This is a genomic window from Clostridium sp. UBA1652, from assembly GCF_002320975.1.
Lineage (GTDB): Bacteria > Bacillota > Clostridia > Clostridiales > Clostridiaceae > Clostridium_T > Clostridium_T intestinale.
On sequence record NZ_DCLI01000021.1, the window covers coordinates 35,840 to 58,766 of the forward strand.

Annotated in this window: 24 protein-coding genes, 1 pseudogene and 1 riboswitch; of the genes and pseudogenes, 3 read left to right on the plus strand and 22 right to left on the minus strand. The window is 32.0% G+C overall.

All coding sequences use genetic code 11. The features are described from left to right. Nucleotides 1-181 precede the first annotated feature (181 nt). The 6 genes from B3N22_RS03305 to B3N22_RS03330 form a co-directional block, all read right to left on the minus strand. The gene (locus B3N22_RS03305) at nt 182-610 is read right to left on the minus strand and encodes a hypothetical protein (protein ID WP_286904836.1); all 429 of its coding nucleotides are present in this window, start codon (nt 608-610) and stop codon (nt 182-184) included. After that, nucleotides 603-809, minus strand: coding sequence for a helix-turn-helix transcriptional regulator (locus B3N22_RS03310; RefSeq protein WP_286904838.1), 207 nt, complete (start codon nt 807-809; stop codon nt 603-605). The genes B3N22_RS03305 and B3N22_RS03310 overlap by 8 nt, the downstream gene beginning before the upstream one ends. Before the next feature lie 241 nt (nt 810-1,050). Then, complete coding sequence (locus B3N22_RS03315) at nt 1,051-1,704, minus strand: hypothetical protein (protein WP_286904839.1); 654 nt, start codon at nt 1,702-1,704, stop codon at nt 1,051-1,053. A gap of 682 nt (nt 1,705-2,386) precedes the next feature. Further along, a complete protein-coding gene (locus tag B3N22_RS03320) occupies nt 2,387-2,800 on the minus strand; it encodes a hypothetical protein (protein WP_286904841.1) in 414 nt (137 codons plus the stop codon). Then, nucleotides 2,790-3,668 carry an ImmA/IrrE family metallo-endopeptidase gene (locus B3N22_RS03325; RefSeq protein ID WP_286904843.1) on the minus strand — a complete coding sequence of 293 codons (879 nt, stop codon included), beginning with the start codon at nt 3,666-3,668 and terminating at the stop codon, nt 2,790-2,792. The genes B3N22_RS03320 and B3N22_RS03325 overlap by 11 nt, the downstream gene beginning before the upstream one ends. Continuing rightward, a complete protein-coding gene (locus tag B3N22_RS03330; protein WP_238907555.1) occupies nt 3,661-4,008 on the minus strand; it encodes a helix-turn-helix transcriptional regulator in 348 nt (115 codons plus the stop codon). The genes B3N22_RS03325 and B3N22_RS03330 overlap by 8 nt, the downstream gene beginning before the upstream one ends. Before the next feature lie 203 nt (nt 4,009-4,211). Here B3N22_RS03330 and B3N22_RS03335 point away from each other — a divergent pair, with 203 nt between their 5' ends. Further along, complete coding sequence (locus tag B3N22_RS03335) at nt 4,212-5,684, plus strand: P-loop ATPase, Sll1717 family (protein WP_286904847.1); 1,473 nt, start codon at nt 4,212-4,214, stop codon at nt 5,682-5,684. Between the two features lie 273 nt (nt 5,685-5,957). Here the strand turns inward: B3N22_RS03335 and B3N22_RS03340 are convergent, their stop codons facing one another. Together B3N22_RS03340 and B3N22_RS03345 are read right to left on the minus strand one after the other, a co-directional pair. Continuing rightward, nucleotides 5,958-6,482, minus strand: coding sequence for a hypothetical protein (locus B3N22_RS03340; RefSeq protein ID WP_286904849.1), 525 nt, complete (start codon nt 6,480-6,482; stop codon nt 5,958-5,960). 4 nt (nt 6,483-6,486) lie between these two features. Beyond that, complete coding sequence (locus tag B3N22_RS03345) at nt 6,487-7,686, minus strand: AAA family ATPase (protein ID WP_286904851.1); 1,200 nt, start codon at nt 7,684-7,686, stop codon at nt 6,487-6,489. 515 nt (nt 7,687-8,201) lie between these two features. On the opposite strand from B3N22_RS03345, the gene B3N22_RS03350 reads away from it, so the two are divergent. Then, nucleotides 8,202-8,570: a plasmid mobilization protein gene (locus B3N22_RS03350; RefSeq protein ID WP_047000142.1), complete on the plus strand. Its 369-nt coding sequence runs from the start codon at nt 8,202-8,204 to the stop codon at nt 8,568-8,570. Beyond that, a complete protein-coding gene (locus tag B3N22_RS03355) occupies nt 8,563-8,814 on the plus strand; it encodes a hypothetical protein (RefSeq protein ID WP_242849778.1) in 252 nt (83 codons plus the stop codon). The genes B3N22_RS03350 and B3N22_RS03355 overlap by 8 nt, the downstream gene beginning before the upstream one ends. A 477-nt stretch (nt 8,815-9,291) precedes the next feature. Here the strand turns inward: B3N22_RS03355 and B3N22_RS03360 are convergent, their stop codons facing one another. The 14 genes and pseudogenes from B3N22_RS03360 to B3N22_RS03425 all read right to left on the minus strand — a co-directional run bounded on the left by B3N22_RS03360 (nt 9,292) and on the right by B3N22_RS03425 (nt 22,924). Beyond that, on the minus strand, nt 9,292-10,017 hold the full coding sequence (locus B3N22_RS03360) for a TVP38/TMEM64 family protein (protein ID WP_047000141.1): 726 nt from the start codon (nt 10,015-10,017) through the stop codon (nt 9,292-9,294). A 65-nt stretch (nt 10,018-10,082) separates the two neighbouring features. Continuing rightward, the gene (locus tag B3N22_RS03365; protein ID WP_047000140.1) at nt 10,083-11,429 is read right to left on the minus strand and encodes a sensor histidine kinase; all 1,347 of its coding nucleotides are present in this window, start codon (nt 11,427-11,429) and stop codon (nt 10,083-10,085) included. A 4-nt stretch (nt 11,430-11,433) separates the two neighbouring features. Continuing rightward, nucleotides 11,434-12,104 (minus strand): annotated as a pseudogene (locus B3N22_RS03370) (response regulator transcription factor). 159 nt (nt 12,105-12,263) lie between these two features. Beyond that, entirely contained in the window at nt 12,264-12,878 is a 615-nt protein-coding gene (locus B3N22_RS03375; protein WP_047000138.1) for an L-2-amino-thiazoline-4-carboxylic acid hydrolase, read from the minus strand. Between the two features lie 8 nt (nt 12,879-12,886). Beyond that, nucleotides 12,887-13,543, minus strand: a complete 657-nt coding sequence (locus B3N22_RS03380; protein ID WP_047000137.1) for an L-2-amino-thiazoline-4-carboxylic acid hydrolase — start codon at nt 13,541-13,543, stop codon at nt 12,887-12,889. A gap of 21 nt (nt 13,544-13,564) precedes the next feature. Further along, complete coding sequence (locus B3N22_RS03385; RefSeq protein WP_047000136.1) at nt 13,565-14,161, minus strand: class I SAM-dependent methyltransferase; 597 nt, start codon at nt 14,159-14,161, stop codon at nt 13,565-13,567. A 106-nt stretch (nt 14,162-14,267) separates the two neighbouring features. Continuing rightward, complete coding sequence (locus B3N22_RS03390; protein ID WP_047000135.1) at nt 14,268-15,002, minus strand: protein kinase domain-containing protein; 735 nt, start codon at nt 15,000-15,002, stop codon at nt 14,268-14,270. A gap of 322 nt (nt 15,003-15,324) precedes the next feature. Then, nucleotides 15,325-16,152 carry a cation diffusion facilitator family transporter gene (locus tag B3N22_RS03395; RefSeq protein WP_286904860.1) on the minus strand — a complete coding sequence of 276 codons (828 nt, stop codon included), beginning with the start codon at nt 16,150-16,152 and terminating at the stop codon, nt 15,325-15,327. Nucleotides 16,153-16,220: 68 nt separating this feature from the next. Beyond that, the gene (locus tag B3N22_RS03400; protein ID WP_047000133.1) at nt 16,221-16,616 is read right to left on the minus strand and encodes a zinc-ribbon domain-containing protein; all 396 of its coding nucleotides are present in this window, start codon (nt 16,614-16,616) and stop codon (nt 16,221-16,223) included. A 98-nt stretch (nt 16,617-16,714) separates the two neighbouring features. Further along, nucleotides 16,715-17,167: a flagellar basal body rod protein FlgB gene (gene flgB / locus B3N22_RS03405; protein WP_286904863.1), complete on the minus strand. Its 453-nt coding sequence runs from the start codon at nt 17,165-17,167 to the stop codon at nt 16,715-16,717. An 84-nt stretch (nt 17,168-17,251) separates the two neighbouring features. Further along, nucleotides 17,252-19,771: a cation-translocating P-type ATPase gene (locus B3N22_RS03410; RefSeq protein ID WP_286904865.1), complete on the minus strand. Its 2,520-nt coding sequence runs from the start codon at nt 19,769-19,771 to the stop codon at nt 17,252-17,254. Between the two features lie 110 nt (nt 19,772-19,881). Further along, a riboswitch (NiCo riboswitch) is annotated at nt 19,882-19,988 on the minus strand. Between the two features lie 366 nt (nt 19,989-20,354). Then, nucleotides 20,355-22,217, minus strand: coding sequence for a relaxase/mobilization nuclease domain-containing protein (locus tag B3N22_RS03415; RefSeq protein WP_286904867.1), 1,863 nt, complete (start codon nt 22,215-22,217; stop codon nt 20,355-20,357). Between the two features lie 6 nt (nt 22,218-22,223). After that, the gene (locus tag B3N22_RS03420) at nt 22,224-22,376 is read right to left on the minus strand and encodes a hypothetical protein (protein ID WP_286904869.1); all 153 of its coding nucleotides are present in this window, start codon (nt 22,374-22,376) and stop codon (nt 22,224-22,226) included. Next, complete coding sequence (locus B3N22_RS03425; RefSeq protein WP_156174272.1) at nt 22,367-22,924, minus strand: plasmid mobilization protein; 558 nt, start codon at nt 22,922-22,924, stop codon at nt 22,367-22,369. The genes B3N22_RS03420 and B3N22_RS03425 overlap by 10 nt, the downstream gene beginning before the upstream one ends. Between the last annotated feature and the right edge of the window lie 3 nt (nt 22,925-22,927).

Sequence of the window (22,927 nt, forward strand, 5' to 3'; positions counted from 1 at the left end):
CAATTCTTCAATAGGGATTTTCTCTTTCCAGCGATTTTTTAGCAATGTCTTTTTTAATCAATTTACTAAATAATTAGATTGATACTGAGAAATTTATCTAAGAAGTGGAGGTTATTAAATTCTGAAATAAGAAAAGAAGCCCTGCGGCTTCTTCAAAATATCCTTTAATTATTTAAGTTATCTAAAGCTTCTTCTGAAGATATAAAATCAAATACAGATCAAAAGAAACACAAACAAACATTGCTACTGATACTAGTATTGCAGCTCTTAAGTCTCCCAAAACTATTAATATACCTTCTACAATTACCATTACTACTACGAAAAGTACCATTGTATGCTCAGCTGCTTTCCCACGAATCATTTTATTTCTTTCATCATTTTCTTCAATTATTGCCTCCTCATTATTTCCTAAAATATTTCTAAGCCACAAATATACGCATCCAAAAGTTGTTAAAATACATAGTGTTACACCAATTATTGTTAGCATAATACTCCACTTACTTAGTCCTAACTCAGCTTTGCTATTAAAAGCGCCTATAGATATTAACCCAATACTGATTAAATACATAATTATAGCCATACCTAAATAAAGCCTATTTTTCTTATTCATCCCCATCCCCCTTATACATAAAAATATCCTCAATTCTTAAATTAAAAAATTCTGCAATTCTAAAAGCTAACTCTAATGAAGGATTGTATTTTCCTTTCTCTAGTGAAATAATTGTTTGCCTAGAGACTCTCATTAGCCTTCCAAATTGATCTTGACTTAGTCCTTTTTCTTTTCTTAATTCCTCAAGTTTATTTTTCATATTCCCTCACAGTAAAGTTTCCTTTACATACAAAACTATTTTTTTGCACACATACTTAATATGTGTGCAAGTCATATTGTTAAATTCTTCTATAATACTATAGTATCAAAAGATTAATGAATGTCAAGTTTCTTTTACAACACTAAATCCTCTTTCATCACAACTATATTGATCACTGTTAGTAAAAAAAGAAGAAGCTCAATGTCTTCTCCTAAATATCCCTATTATTTAATTCTAGTTTTTAAAGCATAAACATTGCACACATAAGTGGTAGTGCTTTTCGGTAGTCTTTGCCAACTACAAGATATGCAGCTCCATAAAGGAAACCTGCAAAGGCTGATAATATTCCAACTTTAATGCTTCCTTTTGATACAATGTGCATAAGTCCCCATGTTAAAGCAAGGACAATTCCTCCATAAGGAACCTTATCGTTTTTAAACCACTTTTCACAAGCTTTCTGACCAAAAATTACTATTAAGGAAATTAGGAAAGCTTCAAAAAGATAATAGATATACTGAAAAATAAATTTCAAGGCTCCTAATCTTTGAAATTCTAAAAGAGGTTTAAATCCTTCCCAACTAACATAAAAATAAAGGATGGAAATAGCCAAACATACTACAATACCTATGTACTGCCAAGGCTTCAAGTTGCTTTTATTTTCCCATAAATCAAAATCATATTTTTTCTTTGCTAGATTAATTAAAAATAATCCTACCAGTAACCATATAATGCAAGTGAGTATCCAATGAATTATGTTTTGTGTTAAAGTGTATGTCCCCATTTTCATTCCAAATAGAGGTTCAATAACCCACACCAAAACAAGTTCCATTCCTATTCCTGCAAAGGCATATAGGGCTAAGTTTAGATAATCCATACCTGTAACTTTCTTTTCCATTAATTCTAAGTCCCCCTTATTGAATTACAATTATTCACTTTAATTATATCATTATCCAATTATATTTAGCACTATATTTATATGAACATAAAAGTTGTTTATTATATGTATTCTCCTACTCTTAATGATATAAATAATTGGCTGAGTAAATGATGAGGATTGTTTTTTTATGTACTCTTTATAGTAATGTTTCTATTTCACAGTTTTCAATCAATCCATTCAATATAACTTTTGTTCGAGTTTTTTTAATTAAACAATTTGCAAAAATCTTGTATCCTGTACTCTTTTCCCTTATCCATAATATAAGCCAAAATCAAATCATACTGCTGTTGTGTGTTTTAGTTATTTTTTTATCGTCGCTTTTTATCGGCGTTTTTTTATCGCCGCCTTTTTATTTCTTTATAATTTAGATTCTTCAAAACAAGTAAAAATGAATCATTATCAGAATTAAACTTAGGTTCCATGTCTGAAATCCCCAAATTCAATGATCTACCAATTTATTCAAAAGTCAAAAAAAGAGCTCGGAATCCTAATTTATAAGGGTTCCGAGCTTTTAAATCCTTTATTCAAATTCTATCCTATATTATCAACTACATATTCAAAAAAGAACATACATAGATTGGATTTACACAAATCTATGTATGCTCCCATCATTTATGCTATTTTATTATTATTTAACTGTCTAACCACAGTATAAAATATCCATCTTTTCAATAAACTCTCCCCATGAAGGGTTTATATGTTTATCCTTTTTAGTTAAATAGTATAAATATTTATAAATAAATCTTAACTTCTCTTTATCACCAATATCATTCTTTATAAAATAATATATAACTTCATATGGCTTAATAGCAGATAATTGTTCTAAACTTGTGTCCAGCTTTTCTGCATCCTCAACCAATCTTATTGCATTTGAATCATAATAAATGTATATACTTGGCGATACATCATTTACTTTACTATCGATTAACTTTTTTATACTGTTAGATTCAAATTCCTTATAAACAGCTTCATGAATCCCTATTGGTTTAAAAGTATCAATAAATGGCTCTATCCAATAATTTTTATATTGTAAGTTTACATCTTTAAATTTCATTTTTGGCACCAAACATTTCTTCCATTTCAGCTATATCTTCAATATCAACATCTTCTATAATTCCAAATTCATGTATTTTTTTATCAAATATTTCAAGGGATTCAATAAAATCTGATAGTGATACTATTCCGTCTTCATAATTTCGAACTACGGTTTCAAGATCACTTCCATCTACCCCTTTTTTCATAGTTTTTGAATTTAACAACTTAAATATTTCAGCATTGATACTAAGTCCTATGATATAGTACTCATCATTTTTATTCCTAGTAGGCTCATTAAATAGCTCACTATACTGAATTCTTGTTATAGCATCTATTTCTAATAGTCTTTTAACAATAGCTTTATATGGTAACCTATATTCACAGTGAAGCCTAGCAATCAATCTAAGAAGAGTTGAATGTCTCCACTTATATAGTTGTAGTTGTCCATCATTTACTTCTTTTATTTCTTTTTCTAATTTATCTGTTGGCAATAGAAACTCAGCTGAAAATCTGTTGGCCTTTAATTCTCTAGTGGATTGTTTATCATTTGATATTCTACATAAATGAACACTTGATTCCTCATAATAATGATAAAGTTCATGTCCTAAAGCAAAAATTTGATTATCATAGTAATCATTTGTATTTAATCCAATGAATTTAGTTTTGCCGTTTTTCTCCTTAATACAGACATAAACTGCTGAAAAAAACAACTCATCAGTACTACTATTTTCAATAGGAACATATATTAATTTTATACCTTTTTCTCTAATAAATTTTAATATATTATCTCCCATTGGAGCAGTTCCTATATCTAATTCTCGTCTTTTCTCTTTTGCCATTTCAGATAACTCATAGATTTGTTTTAATGACAACTCATTACTATTCATTGTAAACTCTCCTTAACTGTTCATGCTTTTTTAAACAAAGCATCATGGAGATCATAGTTTCTAAGCCTTGCCTCTCTTCTGGGGTCCTAGCTTCTCCTTTCATTGCCATAAAAACATCTTCTGTTTTCTTATCTTCCAGTATACTATCAAAATCTATCTCTAATATCTCTAAAAGCTGTTGTAGTTGATTTAAAGATGGAACTGTTTTTCCTAACTCAATCCTTCCTATAACCTGTCTATTAATACCTGTCAACTCACCTAATTGATCTTGTGTAATATCTTTTTCTTTTCTTTTTTTAGATACTAATAATGATAGTTTTTCTAAATCTATTTTTTTCATATTTACGCTCACCCCACAAATAATGATATTATTTATATCATATATTATGCCTATCTTTAAGATAATGATACAATAAATATACATTTTTATCAATGATAGTTTTATTTATAACTAAAAGTTAAGCAAGTTATTTTCTTTATTTTGACATTTTTCTAACTTACTCGATATTCTATTTATACCATAATTTTACTAGGAGGTGTATAATGAATAAATTAAAAATATTAGAAAGTATTAATTTAGGAAACGAAGTAGCTGAATATGATGATGATATTGGTCATTACTATATCAATACAAACTTTGTTAATGATTTTGTTAATGATAAATATGATATTGTACGAGGAGTAAAAGGTTCTGGAAAAACTGCTATGTTAATTGCATTATGTCAAAACCAAATAAACTATCCCCAGTTAAATAACAAAATACTATTAAAAGCTATGCAACTCAAGGGCGATCCTGATTTTAGGCGTGCTTTTGATACTGTCTCTGTTGAAGCTACTGATACTCAAAAAATAATTGACGCTTGGAAAATATATATAATAAATATAATGTGGAGACAAGTCCAAGATAAATTTTCAAACTATAATTCCTTAGAAAAAATTCTAAAAGATGAAAATATTATTACAGAAAAAAATGGAGTACTTCATAAGCTTTTATATGCAATTAACAGAGTGAAATTGAAACCAAGTAACACATTTAATTCTGATGGTTCTATAACTCAAGCCTTAGAAATTTCAAAAAATGATTCTACTCTTATTGAAAAAACAACTACTATGGATTTAATAGATTTCAACAACATTTTTAATAAATTAGATAGTATTTTACAAGAGAATACCTCTTGTATATGGATAATGTTAGATAGATTAGATGATGCTTTTCCTGATAACTCAGATAAGGACAACCTAATATTAAAATCTCTTTTTTATGCATATAAGGATCTATGCTCTTATAAAGGTCTTAAGCTTAAGATTTTCATACGTGAAGATATATTTGATGAAATAACAAAAGACAGCGGATTTACATCATTAACCCATATATCTGCCAAAACAATGTACTCATTAAAATGGGATCGAGAAATTGTTGAAAAATTAATTGTAGAAAGACTCCTTTTCAATCAAGCTTATTCAGACTACATGAACGAACTAAACATTACTAACAATCCAACATTACTTACTCGAGAAGAAAGAATAAGTATCATTTTTAGATTTGTAAAGTCTCAAATTGATATAGGGAAAAATAATCCTGATTCGATTGGATGGGTCATAAATCATGTTATTGATGGAAATGGTGTATACACGCCTAGAGATATTATTAAATTATTTGATACAGCGAGAGGAATTCAGTTAAACCAGTTTAAAGAAAAAAATATAACTACTATTTCAGAGGATTATTTAGTCAGCCAGTCTGCCATTAGAGAGTCTTATAAATCCATTTCAAAAGATAAACTTATTATCCAACTTTATGCTGAATATCCTAATTATCGCCCATGGATTGAAAAATTTAAAAATCAAAAAGCTGAACATAGTGAAAATTCATTAAAGAAAATATTGGGTTCACATTGGAAATATAGGATTGAAAGGTTGAAACGTATTGGATTCATTGAAGAAAAAGCAAATTCATGGAAAATACCCTTTTTATATAGAGAGGGATTAAATATTATTCGTGGAAAGTCTCAATAGGCTAAGCCTTTTCGAATAATTTTTATAACAAAATTACACAAAAAAGACTCTACTCCTAATAACTCTTAGTCTGTAGAGTCTTTTTCCTCCATTATTTAATCTCATAGTAGTAGTTGATGGTATCCCAACACAAATATAGAATACATAGTTAATGGATTTACTTCGTTTATTATTCTTGTAGTTACTTTTCCTAGTAGTTCCCATGGAATATCTGGCCTTATTTCGTCAAGAATTCAAATTTTAGTATTAACGTACTGGCATACTTAACTACTTTCATTTTTTTATTCTCAACAAATCATACAAAGTAGTTTCTCCCTTTTTAACATCGGCTTTTTGACGATATGTTTTGATTGCAGATATTAAGGTTTTTATATTTGAAAAATACTCTTCAACAAATTTATAACTTTTAACGTCGCTATATTTTAAATTTTGTTTGCAATAGTCACTTGGTTTCTTTTTGGTTTTGTTATAGTCATCATATTTATCTTCATTATGAATTATTAGCATCTCTATTTCAGGTGCAGTTATAACATTAATAACTTTAACTTTATTCTCATATAGTTTACTCAACTTAAATTTTTCACTTCTTGAGTCCAAAATACGATAAACCGTTATCTTCTCATTAAAAGTCTTTCTTAAATAATCTTGTTCAAATTTTTGAGCTGAGCGAGTTCTAATCACCTTTTCATCTAAAAGTTGTTCCTTTTCAAAAATTATAGCATTATTCTCTAGCAAAATATCCATTATGGCTTGTTCTGCTCCACCTTCACATATGCATGCTATGATATTATCATCCATATTCTTATACCTCGCTAGCTTTTGGAATCTTTTTAAGTGCTCTTTTAAAGTTAATATACGATTTATAAGATGGAGTAGTGTTTTCTAAATAACCACTTTGAAATAATTCACTCTTTTTAACATCATTTCTTTTTAATATGGATGATAAGTTTTCAATATTAATACCATTTATATTCTTTATTATATATATATTATCGTTTCTTTCAAAGATATCTAATAATTCAACATAATGAGTTGAAAAAATCAAAACTGCTCCAGTTGTATTAACTTCACTATCCATAAAAAATCTTATCAATGTTGAAACAATTTCTTTGTTAAAATGATTTTCTAGTTCATCAATTATTAGATATCCACCTTCTTGTAAAATAAGCATAGCTGTCATAAAAACATTTATACCTTTAACAGTACCAGATGAAAGATATTTTCTTATTTCTAACAGAGAATAAATAACTATCTCTTTCTTATTATAAAACTTCAATCGAATTTCAATTTCTTTATCACTTTCAATCTCTTTACACTCTAAATATTCTATACTAGGATCTAAAAATTGTACTAAGCTAAGCGGAAAATTTCCTAATACTCTTAATCCATTAAAATTAGTCCAATCAAGTGAATCAATTACATTTAAAGAGTTATTATATTTTTTATTATATGCAATCATAACACTTACATCATCCAACAAAAACAACTCATCTTCTTTTCTTTCTTCTACTGGAGAAATATTTGAAAAATCAAATAAATCATTTTTTGAACGTACAGAATTTATTGACTTTGTCCAAAGTGTCTCATTTGAAATAAAATATTTGCTTTTCAATTCATTTTTCAATTCTGATTTAAAGCGCTTCGTTTTTATTACCGATTTTAACCTAGACAGTTTTCCACCTCTATCAATAAAGAAGATGTTGAAAATAATTTCATCATGTTCTTCCAACCCTTCTAAGATTTCATTGCATTCAATGGTATTAATTGGCTCATTATTAAGTAGTTGCAATGCAAATGAGATAACTTTTAGTGTTGATGTTTTTCCTGATGCATTTATTCCTACCATTGAAATAACGTTATTTATATAAATGTTAGAAAAAACATTTGTGAGCATTTCATTTTTATCAGAACTAACACGCTGCTTAGCATAGAAATCAATATCTATTTCTTTTTCAAACAACTTTAATCCAGATGCCTGTATTTTCAAAATTTTCATCTTCATATTCATCTCCTATTCATGTTTTTATCATACTATATTATAGGATTAAAATCAATAAAATATACATATAAAAACATAATTTCCGTTTTTATATGCTAGTTTCAGCTATATAATTAGTATATTTACTTTAAAATACCCACCAGTAGCCTTTTAACTTGTTCCCCAACTTGTTCGGTATCTGCTATTTTACTCAAAAAAAACGCCACAACCCTTTATTTCAATGGTTGTAGCGTTTTTTCTATTATTCAAACTCGTCCCGAGTAAAGTATCACGGACGGTCAAATGCTGATAAATGGCGGTTTCCAGCCCACCTATTCTTTAAAATGTTACGCTTTCCGCAACTTTTTTCATTCTTTTAGTAGCAATTTAGTAGCAGACCAAATCATCTGAAGGCTTGATATAATCTACTTTTTGTTACTACTTGGCAGTTGTTCCTTGTGGCTTTCGAGTCGCTGAAATAATTGCTGCTACTAAGAGAATTATGGCGACATGTCGCCACTTTTTGAAAGGAGTTTGCTATGAGCAACCAACATAAAAATCCAACTATAAGTTTCAGAATATCTGATGCTGAAAGAAAACAAATTGAAGCCAGAATACTTGCCAGCGGTATGATGAAGAAAGATTACTTTGTCCGTTCCTGTATCTATAACCACATCTGCGTTGTCGGTAAAAAAGAAACTATTTATCCACTTGTAGAAACCATTTACAATCTTTATCAACAATTACTTGTTATGCAGACTGCATTTCTTGATAGTACTGCTGCCGAATTACCAACTACCGAGGAAATCTCAGCACTTCAAACGGATTATGAAAATATGCTCAAAGCTATCATTGATATGCTTGATGGGGCTAAATATCTCTGGGAAGATGGTGGTTCTCATGAGTGAATTACAATTTCAATTCGCTATGTATAATCCGGTAACCGATACCGTAGAAGTAAATGCAGGTCCTGGTTCTGTGCAATATATTAGATGTAAGGAATTTAATGCTACAGTCCGCCTTGATGATCCTAATGATATTGTTTACCTGTATCGGTTGGCTGAGGAACAGCCACTTGCTTATGCTAAATTTGCATTATCTGATACTGGATTGCAGGATTATGTGGATGCTATGAATTGGTTTAATTACTAATTTAGTTACAGGTTGCTACCCCAAATTTTTCTCACAATTCTTAATATTATCTACTTATCGCTCGTTTTATCGCTCAGTTTAATGAGCGATAAATTGAGTGATATATTAATATATGAGTTCAGAAAGAGAACTGCATTTCGAGTTAATTACTAGATTTTCTTACTCATAATGAAACAGCAAATCAATTCACTTAAAAGCATACTCCTTTTTCAACAACTACCGAAACGTAAGCTCCTACACAATTTCCTTACTCAATAATCGAATACCGGCAAATCATGATTCTTGCATTTCCTCTTCTCTCGATTCTCCACAACATAGATTTGCTTCACATAGTATTCAGCATCTTCTCTGAGCTGATCCTATTATACTTTAGATAACGTCTCCTGCGTGATCACTATGCCCTTTGCTGTTTGTATACTTTCCCACCGCATCTCCCTTGTAGATACATTCTCCATCCAATTTATTTCCTACGTTTTATTAAACCCTTGAATTCTCTTCATATACGGAATTCTTATTTTCACTCATCTCGTACCTTTTGTAATATGTCTTCAAAGCAAAACTTACTATCAATAAAATTACCAGACCTATAACTGTTATTATCATACTTTTTGAACTTTTTTCATACATATTAGCTCCAACTGATACCCAAATTAATGTTCCTGGAATTCTAGAAAGCGCATATACAAAAAATAATTTTGATGCGCGAACAGGCGTTAGTCCAGCAATATACATCATCAGATCTTTTGGTATAAAAGGGATAATACAAATAATAAACATACCAATCATTCCTTGGGTTGAGTTTATTACTTTACTAACCTTCTGAATTTTCGCCTCCGGTATAAATTTAGAAATAAAATCATAACCTAAAAATCTCGAAATGTAAAATGCCATAATAGAGCCTAACATAATTCCAATGATAGATAATATAAATCCCAATGGAATCCCATAAATATAACCTCCGCAGATATTAAAAACATCTCCTGGTATAACAACCGTTAGAACATGAACTGACTGTATTAGTACATACACCATAAAGCCTGCATTACCAAATGAGCGAAGATATTCACGCACTTTTTGAGGTTCCTTTGCGTTTTCCGATACCCACGAACCATACTTCAAGGCAATACCAAGCATAATTGCCCCAAAAATAACAAGCAATATAAATTTAAGTATGTTCTTTTTTTCAATGTTAATACTTTTCATAACTATACCTACCTTTCATTTATCTGAACAAATTTTATCATTTTAAAATGAAAAGTAGATTAAAACTAACGGAAAATAAACTTAAAAATACTCCCTCTATCTATTTCAGATTTTACCGAAATTTCTATATTTAAAATGTTACAGATACCCTTGGCAATAGACAGTCCAAGTCCACTACCACTTGTTTCTTTATTTCTTGCCATATTTTCAGTATAAAATCTATCAAAAATATGTGTAAGTGTTTCTTCACTCATTCCACAACCTGTATCTTTGATTTGAAGTACCGTATGAGTATTTTCTTTATTGCATATTATCGAAACTGTCCCACCATTTAGGGTAAATTTGAAAGAGTTATCGGTAATTATTCGAATTAGTTGTCTTATCATTGCCTTATCGGAAATGATATATATATCTTCTTCAAAAGTACACTGAACCAAATGGTTTTCATTATATATCTTCATTTCCTCTACCATTTCTGATACTAGCTCAGATAAATTGATTTCTTCACATGAAACTGCTTGAGCAGCATCCATTTTTGCAAGAAATAGCAATTTATTGATAAGCTGTGTCATATTATCAGTTTCCTTTTGTATCGCTTCTATTGATTTTTCAAGTGCTACTACATCATCTTTCCCCCATCGACTGATCAAATTCGCGTATCCTTTGATTGCGGCAATCGGTGTTTTTAATTCATGAGAAGCATCAGCTATAAAGTGAGTCTGTTTCCGAAACGAAATTTCTATCCCATCTGCCATTTCATTAAATGTCTTTGAGAGCATATATATTTCGTCTTCAGACTCTGGCAGAGAAATACGCGAGGAAAGGTTATACATATTCATATTTCTTGCCGTTTTCGTAATCTCATCAATAGGTTTTAACAATCGCTTTGTAAATAAATATCCGGACAGTACAGCTATCAACATTCCCACTGTATCAATACCCGCAATAACGATAAATAATATCTTCAAGAAATTTTTTTCAATGTTTAAATTTTTAACTACATACAACTCGTAGCTTACTTCATCTACTTCAAAATTAGATTTTTCAACAAGGTAGTGCTCTTCATCCTCATCATACGTCCATATATTACCAATCGGAATCTTTGTTAAAAAAGGATAATCAAAATTTTCTGACTTAAAAATTGTCTGTCCTTCTTGTTGTACCATTATTTCAATATTTTTATTTGCTGAGAGCTTTACCGTTTTTTTCATTTCAGTAACATTTAATTTTTCTGCAAGAATTGCTTTTTTGACAATTTCAATATCATTATGAGAAGCATATGCTTGATAAAACTCCACACTATATAATACACCTGCACTAAGCAGAAATAACGTAACCGAAAATACAAAGGCATAAAACAAGGTAAACTTTCTTGTAATCGTAAGTTTTCGAAACAGTAATTTGATTTTCACCCTGTTACCTCCTAATGACGTATCCATATCCACGTACCGTAGAAATTATTCTATGTTGATTATCTCCCAATTTAATTCGCATGTGCTTAATGGTTACATCTACCACGTTGCTATCACCAAAATAATCGTAATCCCATACCGTTTGTAAAAGACGACTCCGACTCATTACAATTCCTTTATTACAGAGAAGTTGTTCAAGCACATCAAACTCTTTTTAGTCAACTCCACCTTTTTATCATTACAAATTATCTCATGCGTTTCGATATCCATTACAATTCCATCAGCAGTAAGTTTTTTTGTTTGTTCTACATTCTGAACTCTTGTTACCACTCGCATTCGGGCAAATAGTTCCTCAATATCAAATGGTTTTGTAATATAATCATTTGCACCACTATCTAAACCGATAACCTTATCAGAAATATCTTCCTTTGCGGTCAGCATGATAATTGGTATATTAGAAAATTCTCTAATACGTTTGCATACTTCAATTCCATTGATAAATGGTATCATAATATCAAGTAGAATAATATCAAACTGAATAGTTTTAACTTTTTCAATTGCTTCTCTGCCATCAATGGCAATTAAAGCCATATATCCTTCATGTTCTAGTTCCATTTTTATGAAACAAGCAATTTGTTGTTCATCTTCAACTATTAGTACATTCATATCTAACACTCCTCTTTACCATACTTTAACACCTTAAAATGAATATATAGTAATTATTCTTACATAGAAAAACAAAGGAGTAAACCGACGTCTCTCCTTCGTTTCCAAATATAATATGCTCTTATCAAAGTGAATAAATGGAATTTCATTCTTGACTTTATCCCTTAATCATATCCGTCCTTTTCTAAAACAGAAATCACACTTTGTTCCTGTTTTTGCCAGAGTTTCATTTCTCTCAAATATAACGGATGGCGCAAGCGGATCATATGTTACATGATCGGTTTTGCAAAATACTGGGCAAAGTTCCAGCGCATTTCTTTTCTTAAGTTCCTCGCAGTATAGACATGTCGTAATATTAAAACGAATGCACTGCTTATTATTTTCCATCCATTCTATTGTCCATCCTTCTTTTGGAAAACCAATTTTAAGTCCAAGCTTAAACAACACATTGAATACCTTAAATCCATATTTCTTTGTACTTAGTAATTTACAAATCTTAGCCATTTTTTGTGCAGAATTACACATTAACCTTTCTACAAAATCAATTGCTATCTTCTTTTCTATTCCAGAATTGATTAATGCTTTGTAGCAAGCATAACCGGGAAGGATACTTTTCTTTAGATGGACACCTATCATCTTATTTCCACGATCATTCATTTCATTTATTTCTTTCACAAGAATGCGACAAGCTTTTTTATAAATCTTGTCAGCACATAAAAATTGTTTATCCAGTTCAACTCTCAACCCTTTAATTTGTGTTTTTGAAAATACATCCCTCTGCAATCTAATCCCTACTTTCTATCAATAAATCCTTTTTCAGGTGACCATTCACATTTTCCTGTTATTTCATAATGACAGTTGCAACAGTCATCACCATCGCCCAACGTTTTGGTGCGTGTAAAACCGTTTTTCATAAGGCTTGCAAATAGATAATCCATTCTACAAATGCCCGGCAAAAGTTCGTCCGCAGCGAAATCATGTGCAAGTTTTTTAATACCACAGGTTTTTATATCGATTTCAAAGCAATTTACATCAATGTTACGAAACTCAATCTGCCAGTCATAAGGATGAAGTTTATTATCATTCTGCCGAATAAGGTGTTCATTAGCTTTTTTACGAAAACTATTGAAATACGTTTTTCCTGTTACATGTAGAATTGCCTTAGGAATGGTAGTTACCATTTTTTCGTTCATTGCCCAGATGTTCTTAATGGTTTCATTCTGTGATATTCCAAGTTCCAAAAAGGTTTTGTACCATGCTATGTATGCAGGAGCAAACTTGTAATTAAATGAAAAAACACTCTTCCCTATATCTGGAGTTTTTTGCAAAATCTCATGCAGTAACTCACAGGAACGTTTTTTGAATTTGTGCCAAAAATCACTGCCATATTTTGCTGTAAACAATTTTTTATTTCTGAACATCGTAAGGTTATAAATCATCTTGTACATATGCAGCGTACTCCCCTCCCTTTATTTTTCTGCTATTCCTTCATATAAATATCCAACAAGTGTTCTCGGATAAACCCTCGCTTTATGGATTTTGTATTCAACTATATTAAATTCTGCACACTTCAGTTCTTCCACATAATCCCGCGTAATGTTGCAACCATAAGCAAATATGTTATACAGGGGATTAAAAATCTTTTGCAATATTTTACAAGGTTTATTCGTTGCTTTTCCATGCTCAAGAAACAGTAGTCTGCCACCTGGCTTCAATACTCTATTAATTTCCGTTAATGCGTTAGCAAGATTATTCATACTGCAAAGGGAAAATGTCGAAACAACGGTATCAAAGGTATTATCTTCAAAACTCATTCTTTCGGCGTTTTCTGGTATTATTGTCACAAAAATACCAGATTGGGGTAATTCTCTCACATAAGGGTCAATCGCTGTGAGGTTGGAAATTACCTTTGGATATACCGTAAGATTTGTTCCCGTACCGATTCCGATTTCTAAGATATTTCCTTTTGCACTTTTCAACAAATGTTTACGGTATTTCATAATTGACGGTTTCCCAATATTTATCTTCATCAAATATGGGAAAAGCATATCACGATACCACTTCAAATTCTCACCCTCCTTCAGAACAAAATTAAGTTTAAGTAAATATCCAGTAAATATAAATCCCTAAGCGGTTCGCCAAATATTTTACGTACAAAAGCTTACATTTACTTTAAATGGTGGTCTCTTTGGGTTTAAAATATTTTATATAATCACATTTCACTTCAATTATATCGCTGTAAGGAGGCTCTAATCTTAGAAGTCTTTTTATAAATAATTTTTGATTGCAGGTAATACGTAATTCTTCATACCATGCGTACTTTTTGCTTTTTTTAGGCTTTTCAAAGGTAGAATATATAAGATATAACAACAAATCACCAAAATAAGAAAAGTCAATATCACATTTATATTGCTTGCCATCAATCCATCTGGCTAATCCAAAATCCACAAGAGAAATATTATTACCGTCATACAAAACATTGGCACACCTAATATCTCTGTGAACCACACCGTTATAATGTAAGTACTTAATAACCTCAATTAATTGAAATCCTATATTATATATCTCTGAAGCGTTGAATGTATAATTTTGCTTGAATAGCATTTCTTCAATCGTCTTGCCCGGCTTAAATTCCAAAACAAAGGCATAAAATCCTTTATTATTTATTACTCCTAACAATTCTGGAATTTTTTCGTGTTTGAGCTGTGAAAGGATGACTGCTTCGTGTATATTTTTTTCTTTATACTTCTTAAGCATTTTGGATTTAAAACGCTTAATTATTACAGGTGACCCTGATGGAGAAGATGCAAAATAGCACTTTCCATATCGACCTTCCCCTACAGAACAAACGACCTTATACCCATCAATCTGCTTTTCCAAATATTCTGAGTTAAATGCTAGTATCATAATACTGTATTTCTACTCCTTTTATGATGTCTTTTCCATGCCTATTAATTTTCAGGGATTCTAAATTATTGACACAAGAAAATCAATTAACCATAACAAAATAGCTATGAAGCCAATTATAGCGCAAAGAAAAAGGGTATATTTTGTATTACAAGAAAAACTTGTTTTTCGAAAAAAAGATTTCTTTTTAGTAAGATATTCTTTTATTTTCACAGTGGACACCTCCTACTATTTTGTTGGAATACTTTTCTCACATTACATATTGAGATAGTTTCCCAACTGGCAATATAGGGTTTCATAACATTCATAACAAATTAATTTATTAAACAGACTCGTAATATGGTTCAACATGTATTATGGCTGAAATCTGGCTACCAAATTTTGATTTAAGTACATTTTCAATTTTATGTTGCAACGCATGTGCCTCAGAAACTTTCATATCTGGGATAACCAATACATGCAGGTCTATAAATACTTCATCTTTTCTTCCTCTACTTCTTATCTTATGACACTCTTTTACTTCTTCACATGACATTGTTACTTCATATATTTCTTCACTATTCAGAACCGCTGAATCTGTTAATGTTTTGGTTGCTTCCATAAATATTTCAAAACTTGCTTTAAATATAAACAATGAAATTAATAATGATACGCATCCATCTATAATTGGGGGAACGCCCATTTGCAATAAAATCATTGTAACAATAACCCCACATGTGATAAGTACATCACTTTTTGTATGTTCCGAATCAGATACTAAAACATAACTTGATAGTTTTATCCCTTGTGATCGTTCATATATAACAACAAAAATATTTACTATCAATGTACTAATCATTACAACAAAGCTAATCATGGATATCTCAGGTGTTTTTGGATGTATTATATTAGTAATAGAATTAAATGCAACTTTACTTCCTACAACAAATAATAACATCCCTATTATCATACTTGAAATAGTTTCAAATTTCTTGTGCCCATATGGATGATTATTGTCTATAGGACGACCGGCAATAGACAAACCAACAATTCCTACAATATTGCCGCTTCCATCACTTAAAGAATGATATCCATCTGCGATAATACTTCCACTATTTGCGATTGTTCCTATGGCAATTTTAAAAATAGCAACTCCAAAGTTCAATCCCATGATAATCCATAGCACCCATATTGCTTGTTTTGTATTTCGTGTTTCTTTATTCATTGATTCTCCTTTTTCTATATCTTTGTTCCACAATTCATGCAGAATTTTGCATTTGGCAAAAGCTTTTCCTTACAATTATGGCACGTCAATTCCAAATTTACCCTTTCACCACATTCCAAGCAGAATTTCGAACCCGCAGGAATTTTAGAATTACATTTACTACAAATCAAATTGTTATGCTGACCTATGGTCTGATTTTGCATAGACTGATTCATTTGTATTGGTTGATTAGGATTCATTTGCTGATTTTGGTATGGTTGGTAATAAGGATCATGATGATTCCTTGAATGACTTCCTGAAAAAACAGTATTAAAAAGATTACCTAAAACTCCTTTTTGTCCATAATGATTGTACCCGTTATTGCCTTTTTTATAATGATGTCCTTTTGATGATTTAGAAAAAAAACTCATAGTTATCACTCCCTTTTTGAATTTATGTTGAAAGTTCACTTGCTACAATTCATAGCGAAAATGTTACAATACCAATATTATAGAGAAGTGTTTATGTTTTATTTAATACCTAAAACGAGTTTAATATTAGAATATCCTGCGCTCTGCATCAAAGCATTATAGCGAATTGAATTTTCGGCTAACGCTACAGATTCTGTATCTATATCTACGTTATTTCCATCAAGTCTATAACTAAAATTAGTATTTTCTTCTGCTACTTTTATATCAATGTTTTTTACATCACTATTTTCAAAATCACTTTTGCTCATTTCTTGATGCAATTGTTCTTCAAAGGATACTGTTTTTCTTTTATAATTAGGAGTATCAACATTTGCAATGTTTTCAGATATTGTCTGGTTACGCACCCAAGCTACATCTAATGCCTTGTGTACTATATTTTTACTCTCTAATATTTTATCAATCATTATTGTATCTCCTCTCACAGGGAAGGGGTATTGTTTTTTGAATTTGTACATTATTTTTTCAACAAAGATATTTAATTGACTAATCATAAACCCTCAATATCTGACGAAACCTTCAAAACACAATACCGTCAGATATCAAGTAAGCTATTTTATTAAATGTTAAAACATTTATCATTTTATAATTTTCTTTACTAGTTTCACAAGTTCATACCACATTACAGCTACCGCTGCAATTCCTACTGCACCAAATAACTGACTAACTGATAATGGTTCAAATTTTAAGAAATGGTTAACAGGTGTATAGAGGATAATGAGCAGTCCAAGGACCGTGAAAATATTAACCGCCCACATTACCTTATCCTTTGCAAGACGAGCAATCGATTGAAACGCAAAATCGTGATCCGAGCTATTAACCTGAACCAAAAATAGATTAGAAAGCATAATAATTGCAAGACCCATTGCACGAGCTAATGGTGCATTATCCGGATTACCACCAAGAGTGGTAAAGTAAGCGCCAAAAGAAGCTGCAAAAATAACAAGTCCTTGAATAATACTTTTAATAAATATGCCAGTATTTAACAGTTTCTCTTTCGGATTGCGAGGTTTCCTATCCATAATGTCTGTTTCAGCGGGTTGACGCTCTAAAACGATGGAACAGGTTGGATCTATAATCAATTCCAGCAAAACAACATGAAGAGGCAGAAGAAGAATCGCTGCAGGTGTTATTCCTAAAATTGGTGCTAAAAGGGATGCAAATGCTATTGGAATATGAATTGTGAAAACATATCCGACCGCCTTACGGATATTATCATATATTCTTCTACCATCTTTCACTGTTTCAACAATTGTTGTAAAATTATCATCCATTAGTATTAAATCAGCAGCTTCTCTTGATACCTCACTACCACGCTTACCCATTGCAATACCAATGTCTGCATATTTCAGTGCCGGTGCATCATTTACACCATCACCTGTCATTGCTACAATTTCTCCATTTTCTTTAAATGCTTTTACAATACGCATTTTATGCTCTGGAACAACACGGGAAAAGATACTTACGTCCTTAACTTTTTCACATAGTTCTTCGTCGCTCATTTCATTTAACATATCTCCAGTTATAATATGATCACTGTTTGGCATACCAATTTTTTTTGCTATGGAGGAGGCTGTAATACCATTGTCTCCTGTAATCATTACTACACGAATACCCGCTTTGTTGCAGACAGCTATATCACTTTTTACGCTCTCTCTCGGAGGATCGGCAAGTCCAATCAATCCAAGAAGCGTAAGCGAACAATCTGTGATTTTTTCTGGAATGTCTTTTTCGGTCTGTGGCTTCATAGTAGCTACAGCAATAACACGTAATCCTTCCTTAGACATTTCAATGATTTTCTGTTCAGCAATCTCTAGATCGTTATTAGACATATTGCAGACAGTCAAAATTCGCTCTGACGATCCCTTAGCAGCAATGATGATTTCGCCATTTCTGCGCCATACATGCCCCATCATTTTCAGTTCATTTGTAAAGGCATACTTTGTAATAAGTTCTCCGCCAAACAAATGCTCTTTCGAAATTCCATGATTATCACAATAACTTAACATTGCTTTTTCCATTGGATCATAAGCATCTGTCTCACAACCAAGTCCCATAGTTTCAATGAGAGAATATGTATCATCACTCAATGCCCATGTATTCTGCACCGTCATCTGGTTCATGGTTATTGTTCCTGTCTTATCAACGCATAGTACAGATACTGCACCTAAAGTCTCAACAGATGGTAATTTACGCACAAGGGATTGTTTTTTTGCCAAGCGCCAAGCTCCCATAGATAAAAATACGGTTAAAATAACCGGAAATTCTTCAGGTATCATTGCCATCGCAAGCGTAATGCCAGAAAGAATACTTTCAATAATTCTATCCCCAAAAACATGATCAGGAATATTAAAATAGGTAACCACTCCGACAAGTGCAAACAATACAGCTGCGATTCCTGCACAAACCTTTACCAAACCACCTGTTTGTTTCTGGAGAGGGGTATCTTCATTTGGTGCTGTGGCTACATTTGCTCCAATTTTGCCATATTCGGTCGTTGCACCTATTTTATCGACCAATACAGTTGCTGTTCCTTGTGTTACCAACGTTCCCGCATAGCAATAATCTTTACGCCAATAATCATTCGTAGGCTCTGCGTTTTCTTTAGTAATCTTCCAAACTCCTTCTGCCTCACCAGTAAGAGAAGATTCATCTACGCAAATGGCACTGCATTTTATCACAGTACCATCAGCCGGAATTTTCACTCCCTCGTAAATCATCATTAAGTCACCAGGTACAAGATCAGAACTTGCAATTACTGTTTCTTTTCCATCACGAATAACCGTGACGTGGGGCGCTGATAGATCTTTTAACGCATTTAAAGTTTTATCCGTTTTCCATTCTTGAATAACATCAATGCTGATAATACCTAAAACAAAAATCAACATGATAGCACCATCTCTTGGCTCACCAAGGATAAAATAAATAACTGCAGCAACAATCAACAGTAAAAACATTGGCTCACAAATGATATGAAAGATCTTCTTGATGAAGCTTTCTTTCTTTTGTGGAGTCAATTCGTTTTTACCATATCTGTCCTGCAGTTTCTTAGCTTCGGCGGAGCTTAGTCCCGCCATGTTTTGTTTGTAGTCTGTCATAAAATTTACCTCCGTTTAGCCTATTTGGCATTCGATTGATAGCTCTATGGCACTCCATTCAAGTTCATTTTGTTCCTTTTGGTATAAAAAAACACACCTATGGAACATACTACTGTCCCACAGATGTGTATAATATCACATTCTGCTGCCACATATTGCGGCCCAGCCCCATGACCTCATTAAAAACAAGGTTCATCGCCTGCTCAGATTGTACTGTTGATCTCGCATCTCATATAAGAAATGTAATGCAGCGCAAAGAGTATTATTATACTAACACATTACCATTTAGTTGTCAATATTTTAAAATCTTGAATTTTTATACTGAGTTTTCTATCATTTTTGCAAATTGTTACAATTTATTTAAAAACACTCCTACATTCTGTTTAAGCAGAAATAAATTCAATCGTCACTATAATGATACTTACTAGTTATGCTCCTATCTTGATTTACCATCCTTCTTTGTCTCAATATTTTTTACTTCTGGTACAATTTCAGATACATCCTTCGTGTACTTTTGTATAGGGTGCTTCATGAAAAGTTACTCAAAATCGAAAATACCCCCACAGTACCAGCCAGCTCTCTCTTATCTCCTCCATTCCTTTTCATCTTTCTTCTTATCTGTCACACTTTCCTTATAAACCTCGTCAAATTCCTCATAGACTTCCATCAAATCTTTCTGTATTCCTAGCTTTTCAAGAACTCCTCGATATACCTTAATTCCAACCTTATAATCCAGTTCATCCAGATGAAAGACCATTGCTCTTATATCCGCATTTGCCTGTTTGAACAATTCCGAAGACATACCCATTTCATCACATAAATACATTGATTTCTCAATTTCATGCTCAACCAGTTTTTGTTCCTGCATCTTATCGTAAAATTCTGATATTTCAGCAAATTCATCATATGCTTCGCTAAATCCCATATTGCTGCCAATCTCCGTCAAATAATTCATAAAATAATCAAATGCCTTATCATCCGTATATTTTTCAAATGGGAATCTTTCTGCTTTTTCTTGCAATGACAATCTTTGGTATTCATCTAGTGTCTTTGGTAATTCCCTAATTTCTTGAGCAGTGTTTTGTGGAATATATAATAAAGTTTCCTCAATCTCAAAATTTATTTTCGCCTCATTCTCTACCACATCAACTATTTCCGTTATCGGTTTAATAACAGATTCTGGAATTATCATTGACTTTGGTTCTATCATGGGTTCTATTACCGCTTCTACCACCGGTGCTATTTGTTTTGGTGCAATTACTTCTTCTACCTTCACAGCAGCTTCCTTATACGGATTCTCTGGCACATCCACATCATAGATATCACCAATATCCTCCATATCACCAACTGGTATCATTCGTTCCAGTACTTCTTCTGCCCTAGATAATTCCTTCTTATAACATCTGTCCGCAATCTGAATCTGATCTTTAATCTTGCCCTTTCGTTCCTTTAACGCTTCTAATTCACGTTTATACTCAGGCTCATTACTTCGGAACTTTTCAAAATCTTCAACCTCCTTGCATTTACGTTTCTCAATGCCATGATTAGAATACATTTGGTTTTGTTCCGTCTCCACATCTTTTAGATCCTGCTGAAGCTCATTGGTCAGGTTCAATAAATCTGTGAATGAATTCACATCATTATTTACCACCAATAGATACTCTTCTTGTAGTAAATGCATCTGCTTGATAGACTCATAATAATATGCTGATTTATAATTAAATCGCTTTTTCTCAATTAGTCTCAAGCGGTACATTCTCGCGTAATACTTCTTTTGAAACTGTGACAATTTGGCACGTTTCACATAGATTGGATTAAAGGTATTGACCTTCGGTCTAGCACTCTTACTGTCTCCATAACGAATTAATATATCTAGATTTTCTTTCGATAACTGTTCGTCTATAGTATCAATACGTTTAAAACGTTTCATCCCTGGAGCCTTAACCGCAATATGTTTACCTTCTTTTACATCATATCCCAAACTTTTTAGTAGAAATATAAAATGCTGATTACTCTCTGCCAATATTGCACAATAAAATGCATCACCTTTTATCAGTGTAGAATAGGATTGTTCCCTCTCCCACTCAGGTCTTGACATATTCTTAGGATCTTCGCTATATTCTGCCGGCATTATCTCAAGTCCATACTCCTCACATAGCTGATTTGTTATGGGTTGTAAAATGTGCTTCCAGTCTCCGTTATGATATTGGAACTTATATCCTTCTGTCATATCAATACTGTTAAATACAATATGTGCGTGTAGATGAGCTCTATCTGTATGAACTGCTACAACTGCTTCATACTTGCCTTTTAGGAAAATATCAGTAAATCTCATTGCTATATCATACATAATCTCAGGTGTTCCCTCTCCCGGCTTAAGTGAAATAATTAAGCTATACCCCTGCCTTCCACCAGTTTTTTGAAACATCTCCTTGGTTGCCTTCATCTGCTCTTATGCAATTTCCAACGGGCAGTTAATACCGCCCGCCAGATTGACCATTCCAAGTTTCATAGGATTCAAAATATAATTGATACTGTTCTTCAGATGAATGTCTTTTTGTTTTTTCTTACTAGCCTTCATACATCCGACCTTGGTTATCGCCATTTCTTTATCACCTCCATCATTAATTTTTGGATTTCTTTTAGTAAATCCACTACCTGTTTTAATATAGAATCACTAACTAGCTTATTGGTATTAGCCAGTCGTGTTAATTGGTTAATATTATTACCAACAGAAGAAATCTGATTGATAAGATTTCTTCTGTCCAACGCAAATGAAGTATCAATTGAACCACCATGAAGAATTAATTCCCTAACATACTCACTGGGGTTTAATCCATTTGCCTCGGCATCCAACTTCATCTGCTTCTCTTCTAATTCCGATAATCGAATCGTAAAATTTCTTCTCGGTTCGACCATTTGTTTCCTTCGACCTATAAGCTGCACCTCCTTTTTATCTGTGCTTTGCTTTTGTTTTGGTTCTTTTACATCCTTTACAAAACCACCTAAAGATAGATTTTGCCAGATACGTATAACGCAGGGCGTTAAACAAAATCTGGTTAGGGGACCGCAATCCCCTAATACCCCTGTTATATTGTAAGCACAGAATGTGATAATTCCATCTGTACTTATTACAATTTGTATCACTGCCACTGG